The organism is Pseudomonas sp. RGM2987, assembly GCF_022952855.1.
Classification (GTDB): Bacteria; Pseudomonadota; Gammaproteobacteria; order Pseudomonadales; family Pseudomonadaceae; genus Aquipseudomonas.
Genome location: NZ_JALJDX010000110.1, coordinates 1 through 13,243, shown reverse-complemented (window position 1 = coordinate 13,243; position 13,243 = coordinate 1). Strand labels below are relative to the sequence as shown.

Sequence of the window (13,243 nt, the reverse complement as noted above, 5' to 3'; positions counted from 1 at the left end):
GGGCTGTGCAGCAGCCCCCAAAACAGGGCCGCTGCGCGCCCCAGCGGGAGCAAGCTCCCTCGCCACAGCAGCATTCGCCTTACTCCGTGTCGTGCCTCAGCGATAGAACACCCAATACCCCACCAACCCCACCGCCTCATTCAGCAACTGCCCGGACTGCCAGATCGATTTGAACTCCGGCATCCAGCCGCCCAGCGGCCGGGCGTTGTCCGGCCCGAGGAAGCCCACCGGCGCCGGCACCACTTCAAATCCCGCGCGTTCGAAACTCATGACTGCCCGCGGCATGTGCCACGCCTGGGTTACCACCACGACCCGACGAACACCTTCCGGCAGGAGGATCTCGGCGCTCATTTGGGCATTTTCCCAGGTCGTGCGGCTGCGCCCTTCCTGCCAGCGAACGGTGACCCCGAAATCATCCAGCATCGAATCGGCCATCAGCTTCGCCTCGCTGGGTGGAGTGCCGTAATGCAGGCCGCCCGAGGTCAATACCGGCAGCCCCGACGCCTTGGCCAGCCGAGCAGCATAACGCTGGCGCTCGAGCCCGACGCCGGTGGGCTGGTCGGTGCCCCAGGCCACGTCACCGCGCTCGCGGCCGGAGCCGAGCACGACGATGGCGTCGGCGCGCTGGGCCAGGCTCGCCCATTCGCTGCGCGACAGCGGTGGCTCCTGTTCCAGGGCCTTGGCGCCCCACTGCACCACCACCGGCAGGCTCATCAGCCAGAAACCGCCCAGCCCAATGAAGAAACACAGACGTGCCAGGCGCGGCCGGGAGTTACGCCACCACCAAGCAAGCGTCAGCAGCAGCAAAAAAATGCCGGGCGGCAACAAAAGTTGTTTGATGAAATAGCGAAACGGCATCGGGCATCTCCAGAGATGCCCGAAGCCTAAGTGCGTTGACGCAAAGCGACAACAGATTCGAAACAGCCTTGAACCAAAAAAAGCGACACGCGTGAATCCGGCTTACTTGAACTGCAGTGACCGGACCTTTACAGCATCCTTGTCAGGCGTCCGGTCCTTGAGCCATACAACCTTGGCCGAACGGGGCGCGTCTAGACGCTTGTTTGCCTGGGCCCCACTGGTGGGAGCCTGGTGTCCGGTCTGCTCAAGGTAAGCCTTGACCAGCTCGAACTCTGCGGGGCTCAAGCCACGCAGTTCCAGCTCTGCCGGGCGCTCATTACGCAAGCGACCGGCGGTTCTTGCAGCGTCCAGGGCCACCCCGAGACGATCGATCAGTTTTTCGTACAACTCAGGTGTCGTTGTTACTTTTAGCTGTGATTCAACCATCCCTCACCTCATTGAAGATAAGACTCACTCCCCATTGAGAAGCTTAGCTTCGCTGGGCAAACCGGCAGGACGCCGCGACCAACGGCCCTGAACGCCCGTTGCCGCCGGCTGTCGACCCGGCCCGGGACGCAATCAGGGTTTCCCTCGGCCGAGTGCGGTCATGTATGCTACGGCGCTTCCTGTAACTCCACTTCCAGCCTGGCTGGGCATCGAAAACGCCGCATTCGGCGTCGTCCGCGTCCAGCATGGCCACGAAGAGGATTGGGCCACCCCATTCAGTCCAAAAGTAGCCATGCACGAACACTACCAGCCCCGTGAAATCGAAGCCGCCGCCCAATCGTTCTGGGACGAGCAAAAGTCCTTTGAAGTCAGCGAACAGCCAGGCAAGGAGACTTACTACTGCCTGTCGATGTTCCCTTACCCCAGCGGCAAGCTACACATGGGGCACGTGCGCAACTACACCATCGGCGACGTGATTTCCCGCTACCAGCGCATGCAAGGCAAGAACGTCCTGCAACCCATGGGTTGGGACGCCTTCGGCATGCCGGCGGAAAACGCCGCGATGAAGAACAACGTGGCGCCCGCCAAGTGGACCTACGAAAACATCGCCTACATGAAGTCCCAACTGCGCAGCCTGGGCCTGGCGGTGGATTGGTCCCGCGAAGTGACCACCTGCAAGCCCGACTACTACCGCTGGGAACAATGGCTGTTCACCCGCCTGTTCGAAAAAGGCGTGATCTACCGCAAGAACGGCACCGTGAACTGGGACCCGGTGGACCAGACCGTGCTGGCCAACGAGCAAGTGATCGACGGTCGCGGCTGGCGCTCCGGCGCGCTGATCGAGAAGCGCGAGATCCCGATGTACTACTTCAAGATCACCGCCTATGCGGATGAACTGCTGGAGAGTCTCGACGAGCTGACCGGCTGGCCCGAGCAGGTCAAGACCATGCAACGCAACTGGATCGGCAAGTCCCGCGGCATGGAAGTCCAGTTCCCCTACGACGTCGCCTCCATTGGCGAAGCCGGTACCCTGAAAGTCTTCACCACCCGTCCGGACACCCTGATGGGCGCCACCTACGTGGCCGTGGCCGCCGAGCACCCGCTGGCGACCCTGGCGGCGCAGAACGATCCGTCGTTGCAGGCGTTCATTGCCGAATGCAAGGGCGGCAGCGTCGCCGAAGCCGACGTCGCCACCCAGGAAAAGAAAGGCCTGCCAACCTCGCTGTTCGTCGAGCACCCTCTGACCGGTGAAAAACTGCCAGTGTGGGTCGCCAACTACGTGCTGATGCACTACGGCGACGGCGCCGTAATGGCGGTACCGGCCCACGACGAGCGGGACTTCGAATTCGCCCACAAGTACAACCTTCCGGTCAAACCGGTGGTGCGCACCAGCGCCGGTGACCTGACCCCGGCCCCTTGGCAGGACGCCTACGGCGAACACGGTGAGCTGATCAACTCCGGTGAGTTCGACGGCCTGGATTTCGCCGGCGCGTTCGACGCCATCGAAGTGGCCCTGATCAAGAAGAACCTCGGCGCCTCGCGCACCCAGTTCCGCCTACGCGACTGGGGCATCAGCCGCCAGCGCTATTGGGGTTGCCCGATCCCGATCGTGCACTGCGCCAGTTGCGGCGACGTGCCGGTGCCGGAAGATCAGTTGCCTGTGGTCCTGCCGGAAGACGTGGTACCCGACGGCGCCGGTTCGCCCCTTGCGCGCATGCCCGAGTTCTACGAGTGCAGCTGCCCGAAATGCGGCGCGCCGGCCAAGCGTGAAACCGACACCATGGACACCTTCGTCGAGTCCTCGTGGTACTACGCCCGCTATGCATCGCCGCACTATGAAGGCGGCCTGGTGGAAAAATCCGCGGCCGACCACTGGTTGCCGGTGGACCAGTACATCGGCGGCATCGAACACGCCATTCTCCACCTGCTGTATGCGCGCTTCTTCCACAAGCTGATGCGTGACGAAGGCCTGGTGAGCTCCAACGAGCCGTTCAAGAACCTGCTGACCCAGGGCATGGTGGTCGCCGAGACCTACTATCGCCGCGAGGCCAACGGTGCCTACAACTGGTTCAACCCGGCCGACGTCGAACTCGAACGCGACAGCAAGGCCAAGGTCATCAGCGCCAAATTGATTGCCGACGGCCTGCCGGTGGAAATCGGCGGCACCGAGAAGATGGCCAAGTCCAAGAACAACGGCGTCGACCCACAGTCGATGATCGACCAGTTCGGCGCCGACACCTGCCGTCTGTTCATGATGTTCGCCTCGCCACCGGACATGAGCGCTGAATGGTCCGACTCCGGCGTCGAGGGCTCGCACCGCTTCCTCAAGCGCGTCTGGCGCCTGGCCCAGGCCCATGTCACCCAGGGCCTGCCGGGGAAACTGGACGTCAGCGCCTTGAGCGACGAGCAGAAAGCCGTTCGCCGCTCGATCCACCTGGCAATCAAGCAAGCCAGCCATGACGTCGGCCAGAACCACAAATTCAACACCGCCATCGCCCAGGTGATGACGTTGATGAACGTGCTGGAAAAAGCCGCCCAGGGCACCGAGCAGGATCGCGCACTGCTGCATGAAGGCCTGGAGGCCGTCACGCTGCTGCTGGCGCCGATCACGCCGCACATCAGCCATGAGCTGTGGAATCGACTGGGCCACGCTGATCCGGTAATCGACGCCGGTTGGCCGGTGGTCGACGAAAGCGCGCTGGTGCAGGACAGCCTTACCCTGGTGATCCAGGTCAACGGCAAGCTGCGCGGCCAGATCGAAATGCCCGCCGCCGCCACCCGCGAAGAAGTCGAAGCCGCCGCACGGGCCAACGAGAACGTGCTGCGCTTCGTCGATGGCCTGACGATTCGCAAAGTGATCGTGGTGCCCGGCAAGCTGGTCAACATCGTCGCAAGCTAATTGGACCGGGCGCCCGGCCACGGGTCGGGCGCCGAATATACCTGCGGGGTCGCACCGTCGATCCATAGGGTTTCAAGGGGAGCAACAAGATGATCAAACGTAATCTGCTGGTAGTGGGCCTGGCGGTCCTGTTGAGCGCCTGCGGCTTCCAACTGCGCGGCACCGGTACCACCGAGCTGGCGATCAAGGAGCTGGACCTCAGCGCGCGCGATGCCTATGGCGAAACCGTGAAGATGCTTCGTCAGACGCTGGAAAACAGCGGCGTGCGGGTCTACAACGGCGCCCCGTACAAACTGGTGCTGACCAACGAGCAGCAAAGCCAGCGCAGCCTGAGCTATGCCGGCGCCGGTCGTTCGGCCGAGTACCAGCTGACCAACGAGCTGAGCTATGAGATCCGCGGCCAGAACGACCTGACGCTGCTCGATGACAAGCTACAAGTGCAAAAGGTCTACCTGCACGACGGCAACAACATCACCGGTTCCGACCAGGAATCCATCGAAGTGCGCGGTGAAATGCGTCGCGACCTGGTACAGCGCATGATGCTGCGCCTGCAACAACTGACCCCGACCCAGCTCGAACAGTTGCAGCAGACCGCCGACGCCCGTGCCAAGGCCGAGGCCGACGCGCTGGAAGCGGCACGCAAGGCTGAGGCGGAAACCCCGCAGCAGTCGCCGATGCAGATCCCGGCTCCTCAGTAAGCCTTGCGGGGCGCTTCGGCGCCCCGCTCGCCCTCTCTTATGAATCGTGCTTTATGAAGCTGGCTCCCGCCCAACTTGGCAAACACCTGCAAGGCACCCTTGCGCCGGTCTATATCATCAGTGGCGATGACCCGCTGCTGTGCCAGGAGGCCGCCGACGCCATCCGCGCCGCTGCACGCCAGCAAGGTTTTGATGAGCGACAGGTATTCGCCGCCGACGCCAACTTTGACTGGGGCACCCTGCTGCTGGCCGGGGCGAGCATGTCGTTGTTCGCAGAAAAGCGTCTGCTGGAACTGCGCCTGCCATCCGGCAAACCCGGTGACAAAGGGGCCGCCGCGCTGATCGAATATTGCTCAAGGCCGGCCGAGGACACGCTGTTGCTCATCAGCCTGCCGAAACTCGACGGCAGCGCGCAGAAAACCAAATGGGGCAAGGCCCTGGTCGAAGGCCAGCAGACCCAGTTCGTGCAGATCTGGCCGGTGGACGTCAGCCAACTGCCGGGCTGGATCCGCCAGCGTCTGTCCCAGGCAGGCCTTTCGGCCAGCCAGGACGCGGTAGAACTGATCGCCGCCCGGGTCGAGGGCAACCTGCTGGCCGCCGCCCAGGAAATCGAAAAGCTCAAGCTGATGGCCGAGGGCGGGCAGATCACCGTGGAAACGGTGCAAGCGGCCGTGGCCGACAGTGCTCGCTTCGATGTCTTCGGGCTGACCGACGCGGTTCTCAACGGTGAAGCCGCCCACGCCCTGCGCATGCTCGAAGGCCTGCGCGGTGAAGGCGTCGAGCCGCCGGTGATCCTCTGGGCCCTGGCCCGGGAATTGCGCCTGCTGGCTAACCTGTCGCTGCAATACAGCCAGGGTGTACCGCTGGACAAAGCCTTCAGCCAGGCCCGTCCACCGGTGTGGGACAAGCGCAAACCGCTGATGAGCAAGGCGCTGCAACGCTACTCGGCGTCCCGCTGGGCACAATTGCTGCTCGAAGCCCAGCGCATCGACGCGCAGATCAAGGGCCAGGCGGCCGGCTCGCCATGGATGAGCCTCAGCCGCCTGACGCTGTTGATGGCCGGGCAGCGGCTGACGCTTGCGGCTGAATAACCCATCGTCCTGCCAGATACTTCTGTGGCGAGGGAGCTTGCTCCCGCTCGGCTGCGAAGCAGTCGCCTGGTTCTTGGGGACCGCTTCGCAGTCCAGCGGGAGCAAGCTCCCTCGCCACAAAAGCGCGCGGATCGCAAACTCTGCACACATTCCTCCGGCCTGCCGGGACTGGACAGCCCCCCGACTCTGCCCCATGATGCGCCTCGCAAAACCCACCCTGCGAGAGATCCAACCATGAGCAAAAAGCCATCCAGGCATGGCCCCAACAAGGCCAAGTCCATCATCGCCCAGCCCCTGTTCCGCAGCCGCCAGGAACGACCCGCCAAGGGCAAAGGCAGCTACCGCCGCGAAGCCTTCCAGTCTGACAACTGGGAGGCTTCTTGCTTTGTGGCGGCTTGAAACACCCGGACAAGCCCTATCCCCCTTTCGCATGTTAAGGTCAGCACCTGATTTGAATTTCTGGATCCGTGCATGCCCTTCTGTCTTTCCCGCCGTTGGCCGGTGCGCCAACTGATTGCAGCCACCAGCATTGCCCTGCTTGTCGCCTGCGCCGAAAAACCTACCGCCGCCGACGCCCAACCGCTCCAGACCGTCCCTGCCGTGACCGCTCCGGCGATGGTGCCACCCGTCGTCCCGACCGGCGACGACCTGGATCTCGCCCCGACCCAGACCTTCGCCGAATGGCAGGCCGGGTTTCGCAAGGAAGCACTGGCCGCCGGGATCCGCGCCGAGCTGTTCGATCGGGCCTTTGCCGGCGTCAGCCCGGACATGAGCGTGATCAAGGCCGATCGCAGCCAGCCGGAATTCACCCGTCCCGTGTGGGAATACCTCGATGGCGCGCTCGCACCGCTGCGGGTCAGCAAGGGCAAGAGCCTGCTTCAGCAGAACGCCCAGGTCCTGCAAAACATCGAGCAGCGTTATGGCGTCGACCGCCAGGCGCTGGTGGCGGTGTGGGGCCTGGAAAGCAACTTCGGGCAGATCCAGGGCAGCAAGTCGGTGATCAATTCCCTGGCGACCCTGGCCTATGAAGGTCGTCGCCCAGCCTTTGCCCATGCGCAACTGATTGCCGCGCTGCAAATCCTCCAACAGGGTGATATCGCGCCGGAGAAAATGCTCGGCTCCTGGGCCGGCGCCATGGGCCAGACCCAGTTCATCCCCACCACCTACAACACCCATGCGGTGGATTTCGACGGCGATGGCCGCCGCGACATCTGGGGCAGTTCCACCGACGCCCTGGCCTCCACCGCCCATTACCTGCAAAGCTCCGGCTGGCAGCGCGGGCAACCTTGGGGGTTTGAGGTCGAACTAGAGAAAGACTTCGACTACGCCCTCGCCGACGGCACGATTCGCAAGACCGTCGCCGAGTGGGTGGACCTGGGCGTTTCCACTTATGCCGGCGGGCCCATCGCGCCGGGCGAATGGAAGCTGTCGGCCTCCCTGCTGCTGCCTGCGGGCCATAGCGGCCCGGCGTTCCTGGTATTCGACAACTTCCGCGCCATCCTCAAGTACAACAACTCGTCGTCCTATGCGTTGGCGGTGGGGCTGTTGTCGGAACGCTTCAGCGGCGGTGGCCTGGTCTACGGCCAATGGCCCAAGGAAGACCTGCCCCTGAGCCGCACCGAACGCATCGAACTGCAGACGCTGCTGGGCCAGCACAACTACGACGCGGGCAACCCCGACGGCATCATCGGCGCCAACACCCGCAAGGCGATCCGCAGCGCCCAGCAGTCATTCGGCTGGCCGGCGGATGGGTATCCGACGCATAAATTGCTGGAGGCGTTGCGTAGCCGCTGAAGATTGTCTTGATGGCGACTGCCGCTTTCGCGAGCAAGCCCGCTCCCACAGGGACCGCGTTCCTTCATGGAAACACGATCAACCTGTGGGAGCGGGCTTGCTCGCGAAGACTGAGTCGCAAACGACACAGGATTAACGTGTGACCACCACATCCTGCTCCAACACCAACCTCTTCTCCCCCGCATCCAGCCTCACCAACGCCCCCATCGGCAACGTCAGGTTCGGATCGCAATGCCCACTGCGCCAACCGGACAACACCGGAATCTTCAGTGGCTCGAAGGTCTGCTTGAGCAAGCGGTTCAACGCCTCGACCTCTACCCCCGCGATGTCGCCCACCAGCACGCCGCGCAGCTTGGCCAAGGTGCCAGCCAGGCGCAGCTGGGTCAGCAACCGGTCGATGCGATACAGCGGCTCGTTGACGTCCTCGATGAACAGAATCACGCCTTCGGCATCGATCTGGTAAAGCGTGCCCATGGTCGCGGCGATGATCGACAGGTTGCCCCCCAGCAAGCGTCCATGGGCGATGCCGGGTTCGACGGTGGTCAGTGGGTAGGCGACGGGATGAGCCAGCGCACTGCCGGCCTTCAACTGCCCGCGCAGCAGGCTGAAAAGCGAGGTGACGGTGGGTGGCTCTTTGTCGCCCAGCAGATCGGCGTTGAGCAGTGGCCCGTGGAACGTGACGAACCCTGCGTATCGGCTGATGGCCAGGTGCAGGGCGGTGATGTCGCTGTAGCCAACGAACGGCTTGGGGTTACGCCGTAGGAGGTCGAAGTCGAGGCGGTCCAGCAGGCGCGGCGTGCCGTAGCCGCCGCGCAGGCAGATGATTGCAGCGACCTCGGGGTCGGCGAAGGCGTTGTGCAGGTCGTTGAGGCGTGTGTCGTCACTGCCGGCCAGGTAGCCGTTCTTTTCATGGACGCCTGGGAAGATTTTCAACTCGTGACCGTGGGTGCGCATCCATTGCTTGGCCTTTTCCGTGTCCAGTGGGGCGGGACCGGCTGGGGCGATCACTCCGATCAGTCCTTCCTTTGGCAGGGCCGGGACGGGCTGATGGGGATTAAGGGTGTGGGTGGGTTGAACGGTCATCCATGGGGCTCCCGGTTTGGAATCGCTGGGTGTTCGTGTGTTGGTGTTTCGTGTGTTGGGGTGTATATCCGTTTTTTGTGTAACGGCCGCTTATGGTTCCGCTCTTACAGCGGGTCACTTTTGGAAGAGCGCCAAAAGTAACCAAAAGCGCTTTGCCCCACCACTTGGCACCTCGCCTAGGCTCGGTGTGCCCTCACTCCGGCATTGCTCCGCGGGCCCGCCGCGAAGGGCCATCCATGGCCCAGCGCGGCTATCCCGGCATCCATGCCGGGATGCCCACTACGCAACGCCTGCGTTCGGCCGTCGTGGTTAATGGGGCTTCGAGATCAAGATCAAGATCAAGATCAAGATCAAAAACAGAGCAGAGCAGAGCAAAAGCTGGTGCGGGTGCATTTACCTAAAAACAGTATTGCTATCGCGAGCAAGCTCGCTCCCACATGACGGCTCAACAGCCGCAAATCCTGCATCCACCACCAATCCCCTGTGGGAGCGAGCTTGCTCGCGATGGCGGTGGATCAGCTTGCATCAATGTCGTAGAAGATGGCCTCTTCGCGAGCAAGCCCGCTCCCACACTGGATCTTCACTAAACATCAATTTTGTGCCCAATACAGAGCCCCTGTGGGAGCGGGCTTGCTCGCGATGGCGGTGGGTCAGTTTGCATTGATGTCGTATGTGCCGCCGCATCGCGAGCAGGCTCGCTCCCACAATCAGATTAGGTACAGCCATAAGAAACAGATCGACCTAAGCCCGCTTTTGCTTTGCTTTGCTTTGCTTTGCTTTTGATCTTGGGCGCCCCGTTAACCACGATGGCCGAACGCAGGCATTGCGTAGTGGGCACCTCGGCATGGATGCCGAGGTAGCCGCGCTGGGCCATGGATGGCCCTTCGCGGCGGGCCCACGGAGCAATGCCGGAGTGAGGGCACACCGAGCCTTAGCGAGGGGCCGAGTGGTGGGGCAAAGACCTTTTGGTTACTTTTGGGGCGTTTGCCAAAAGTGACCCGCTGTAAGAGCGGAACCATAAGCGGCCGTTACCGCAGCAACGGATATACACCCTACGATCAGGTCCCCAACAACTCAGCCTTGACCAACTTAGCCTGCTCATCCGCATGATACGAAGACCGCACCAACGGCCCCGAAGCCACATTCTTGAAGCCCATCTTGTACCCCTCCTCCGCAAACCAGGCAAAGGTATCCGGATGCACAAACCGCTGCACCGGCAAGTGACTGCGCGAAGGCTGCAGATACTGCCCCAGCGTCAGCATATCAATGTCATGTTCACGCATACGCTTCATGACCTCGATCACTTCCTCATCGGTTTCCCCCAGGCCCAGCATCAACCCGGACTTGGTCGGAATGTGCGGCATCATCTGCTTGAAGCGCTGCAGCAAGGTCAGCGACCACTGGTAATCCGACCCCGGGCGGGCAGCCTTGTACAGGCGTGGCACGGTTTCCAGGTTGTGGTTGAACACATCCGGCGGCTCGGCGGCGGTGATTTCCAGGGCGATGTCCATGCGGCCACGGTAGTCCGGGACCAGGGTTTCAAGCTGCACGTTCGGCGACAGCTTGCGGATCTCGCGGATGCAGTCGGCAAAGTGCTGGGCACCGCCGTCGCGCAGGTCGTCGCGGTCCACCGAGGTGATGACCACGTACTTGAGCTTCAGATCAGCGATGGCGATGGCCAGGCTTTGCGGCTCGTTCGCGTCCAGAGGCTTCGGCCGGCCGTGGCCGACGTCACAGAACGGGCAGCGACGGGTGCAGATGTCGCCCATGATCATGAACGTGGCGGTGCCGCCGGAGAAGCACTCGCCCAGGTTCGGGCAGGAAGCCTCTTCGCAAACGCTGTGCAGCTTGTGTTTGCGCAGCAGGGCCTTGATGCGGTCGACTTCCGGCGAAACCGGGATCCGCACGCGAATCCAGTCAGGCTTCTTCGGCAGTTCGGTGGTCGGGATGATCTTGACCGGGATGCGTGCAACCTTCTCGGCGCCGCGCAGCTTGACGCCGGCCTCGACCTTGGCACGTGGGGCCGGACGCTCGGTAACGTCCTGCGTCGGGATTACGGTTTGCACTGCATCAGTAGTCATATCAGTCGATTCCGCCCGTAAGGGTCGTCTGCTCAGCATAGTCGAGGTGTTTGACGAGCTGCGCGCGCAGCCGGGCACTTACCTCGGCAAATTCAATCGGTCCTGTGTGATCGCGCAGCTGGGTCATTGCCAGCCCCGCGTAGCCACAGGGATTAATCCGTCGGAATGGCGCAAGATCCATGTCCACGTTCAGCGCCAGGCCGTGAAACGAACAACCGTGGCGGATCCGCAGGCCCAGGGAGGCGATCTTCGCGCCATCGACGTAGACACCCGGCGCATCCGGCTTGGCCGCCGCCGCCACGCCATAACTGGCCAGCAGCTCGATCAGGCAGGTCTCCATGCGGGTGACCAGCTCGCGCACGCCAAACCCCAGCTTGCGCACGTCCAACAGCAGATAAGCCACCAACTGGCCTGGGCCATGGTAGGTCACCTGGCCGCCCCGGTCGACTTTCACCACCGGGATATCGCCCGGCATCAACAGGTGCTCGGCCTTGCCGGCCTGGCCCTGGGTGAATACCGACGGGTGCTCCACCAGCCAGACTTCATCCTCTGCGCCGGTGCCACGCTCGTTGGTGAAACGTTGCATGGCATGCCAGACCGGCTCGTAAGCCATCCGCCCCAGCTCGCGAAAGCCCAGCGTGCCCGGCATCACAACACCATGTGCACGAAACCGGTCGCTCGCAGCTCGCTGTTGATGTCGTAGAGCTGTTCCTGGCCGGTGGCGATGATGTGCAACTGGATCGTCGTGTACTTGCCGTTGGTGCTCTGGCGCTCGGCCAGGGACTTGAGATCAACGGTGGCATGTTTTTCAAGGATCGCGATGATCTTGTCCTTGAACCCCACACCGGTGTCGCCAATCACCTTGATCGGGTAATCCGCGCAGGGAAATTCGATCTTTGGTGCCTTTACTTCAGAGTCTGTCATGGCGTAACGGCCTCGCAAGCCGTGGTAACGAACATGGCCCCGCGCCGGATCGGAACGGGGCCATGCAGGTCAACACTCGAATCAGTTGAACAAGCCGTAGAAGAATAGACGGATGCTATCCCACATGCGGCGGAAGATACCACCTTCCTCGACCGCGTCCAGCGCGATCAGGTCGGCGCTGTGCACCACTTTGTCGTCCAGTTTGACTTCGACCTTACCGATCACGTCGCCCTTGGCGATAGGCGCGGTCAGTTGCGGGTTCATGGTCATGCTCGCGGCGAGCTTCTTGAGCTGGCCTTTAGGCAAGGTCATGGTCAGGTCCTGGGCCAGGCCGGCCTTGACCTGGTTGCTGGTGCCCTTCCACACCTGGGCCTGGGCCAGCTCGGTGCCCTTCTGATAGAAAGTCTGGGTTTCGAAGAAGCGGAAGCCATAGGTCAAAAGCTTCTGGGTCTCGGCGGCACGGGCCACTTCACTGCTGGTGCCGAAGACCACGGCGATCAGGCGCATGCCGTCACGAACGGCTGAAGACACCATGCAGTAGCCGGCTTCATCGGTGTGGCCGGTCTTCAGGCCATCAACGGTCTTGTCGCGCCACAGCAGCAGGTTACGGTTGGGTTGCTTGATGCCGTTCCAGAAAAATTCCTTCTGGGAGTAGATGGCATAGTGCGCCGGGTCTTCGTGGATGATGGCCCGGGCCAGCAGCGCCATGTCGTGCGCCGACGAGTAGTGCTCGGGGTTCGGCAGGCCGGTGGGGTTCATGAAGTGGCTGTTGGTCATGCCCAGGTCGGCCACGGTCTTGTTCATCATGTCGGCGAACGCGTCTTCGCTGCCGGCGATGTGCTCGGCCAGGGCGACGCTGGCGTCGTTGCCGGACTGGATGATGATGCCATGCAGCAGGTCGCTGACGGTCACTTGCGAACCGACCTTGATGAACATCCGCGAACCGCCGGTGCGCCAGGCGTTTTCGCTGACGGTCACCGGATCGTTTTCACCGATCTGGCCGCGACGGATTTCCAGGGTCGCGATGTAGGCGGTCATCAGTTTGGTCAGGCTGGCCGGTGGCAGGCGCTGGTCACCGTTGTTCTCCACCAGCACTTCGCCGCTGCTGGCATCCATGAGCACAAAGGACTTGGCGGCCAGTTGAGGGGGCGCCGGCATCATTTCGACCGCGAACGCGGCGGGTGAAAGCAGCAGCGGGACTAGCAGGCAAAGGCGTTTGGCAAAGGTGGTGATGTTCATCCGTCTCTCGAAATCGCTAATGGAAACTGCCCAAGGGCAATACTTGACAGGCAACCTTCCTGGCTAGGCCGATCAATCAAAACAAAGCCTGCTCCCCATCCCGTGGCGAGGGAGCTTGCTCCCGCTGGAGTGCGAAGCGCTCCCAAAAAA

The 13,243-nt window shown here is 62.6% G+C and carries 12 protein-coding genes; 5 read left to right on the top strand and 7 right to left on the bottom strand.

All coding sequences use genetic code 11. The features are described from left to right. Nucleotides 1-96 precede the first annotated feature (96 nt). Nucleotides 97-858 (bottom strand): YdcF family protein, encoded by a 762-nt coding sequence (locus tag RGM2987_RS02430; protein ID WP_245138525.1) that lies wholly within the window; start codon nucleotides 856-858, stop codon nucleotides 97-99. 102 nt (nucleotides 859-960) lie between these two features. After that, a complete protein-coding gene (locus RGM2987_RS02425; protein WP_245138524.1) occupies nucleotides 961-1,284 on the bottom strand; it encodes a hypothetical protein in 324 nt (107 codons plus the stop codon). 292 nt (nucleotides 1,285-1,576) lie between these two features. Here RGM2987_RS02425 and leuS point away from each other — a divergent pair, with 292 nt between their 5' ends. The 5 genes from leuS to RGM2987_RS02400 all read left to right on the top strand — a co-directional run bounded on the left by leuS (nucleotide 1,577) and on the right by RGM2987_RS02400 (nucleotide 7,766). Further along, nucleotides 1,577-4,183 carry a leucine--tRNA ligase gene (leuS, locus tag RGM2987_RS02420; protein ID WP_245138523.1) on the top strand — a complete coding sequence of 869 codons (2,607 nt, stop codon included), beginning with the start codon at nucleotides 1,577-1,579 and terminating at the stop codon, nucleotides 4,181-4,183. A gap of 89 nt (nucleotides 4,184-4,272) precedes the next feature. Beyond that, entirely contained in the window at nucleotides 4,273-4,881 is a 609-nt protein-coding gene (gene lptE, locus RGM2987_RS02415) for an LPS assembly lipoprotein LptE (RefSeq protein WP_245138522.1), read from the top strand. Between the two features lie 53 nt (nucleotides 4,882-4,934). Continuing rightward, nucleotides 4,935-5,972: a DNA polymerase III subunit delta gene (gene holA, locus RGM2987_RS02410; RefSeq protein WP_245138521.1), complete on the top strand. Its 1,038-nt coding sequence runs from the start codon at nucleotides 4,935-4,937 to the stop codon at nucleotides 5,970-5,972. Between the two features lie 234 nt (nucleotides 5,973-6,206). Further along, nucleotides 6,207-6,371 carry an alternative ribosome rescue factor ArfA gene (gene arfA / locus RGM2987_RS02405; RefSeq protein WP_072345410.1) on the top strand — a complete coding sequence of 55 codons (165 nt, stop codon included), beginning with the start codon at nucleotides 6,207-6,209 and terminating at the stop codon, nucleotides 6,369-6,371. 72 nt (nucleotides 6,372-6,443) lie between these two features. Continuing rightward, the gene (locus RGM2987_RS02400) at nucleotides 6,444-7,766 is read left to right on the top strand and encodes a lytic murein transglycosylase (RefSeq protein ID WP_245138520.1); all 1,323 of its coding nucleotides are present in this window, start codon (nucleotides 6,444-6,446) and stop codon (nucleotides 7,764-7,766) included. Between the two features lie 132 nt (nucleotides 7,767-7,898). On the opposite strand, the gene RGM2987_RS02395 is transcribed toward RGM2987_RS02400, so the two are convergent. The 5 genes from RGM2987_RS02395 to RGM2987_RS02375 form a co-directional block, all read right to left on the bottom strand. After that, nucleotides 7,899-8,849: an LD-carboxypeptidase gene (locus RGM2987_RS02395; protein ID WP_245138519.1), complete on the bottom strand. Its 951-nt coding sequence runs from the start codon at nucleotides 8,847-8,849 to the stop codon at nucleotides 7,899-7,901. Between the two features lie 1,058 nt (nucleotides 8,850-9,907). Further along, on the bottom strand, nucleotides 9,908-10,930 hold the full coding sequence (gene lipA / locus RGM2987_RS02390) for a lipoyl synthase (RefSeq protein ID WP_245138518.1): 1,023 nt from the start codon (nucleotides 10,928-10,930) through the stop codon (nucleotides 9,908-9,910). A 1-nt stretch (nucleotide 10,931) separates the two neighbouring features. Beyond that, complete coding sequence (gene lipB, locus RGM2987_RS02385) at nucleotides 10,932-11,579, bottom strand: lipoyl(octanoyl) transferase LipB (RefSeq protein WP_245138517.1); 648 nt, start codon at nucleotides 11,577-11,579, stop codon at nucleotides 10,932-10,934. After that, nucleotides 11,579-11,854 carry a DUF493 domain-containing protein gene (locus RGM2987_RS02380; protein ID WP_107432461.1) on the bottom strand — a complete coding sequence of 92 codons (276 nt, stop codon included), beginning with the start codon at nucleotides 11,852-11,854 and terminating at the stop codon, nucleotides 11,579-11,581. Before RGM2987_RS02380 ends, lipB begins: the two co-directional genes overlap by 1 nt. Before the next feature lie 81 nt (nucleotides 11,855-11,935). Continuing rightward, on the bottom strand, nucleotides 11,936-13,093 hold the full coding sequence (locus tag RGM2987_RS02375; RefSeq protein ID WP_245138516.1) for a D-alanyl-D-alanine carboxypeptidase family protein: 1,158 nt from the start codon (nucleotides 13,091-13,093) through the stop codon (nucleotides 11,936-11,938). Between the last annotated feature and the right edge of the window lie 150 nt (nucleotides 13,094-13,243).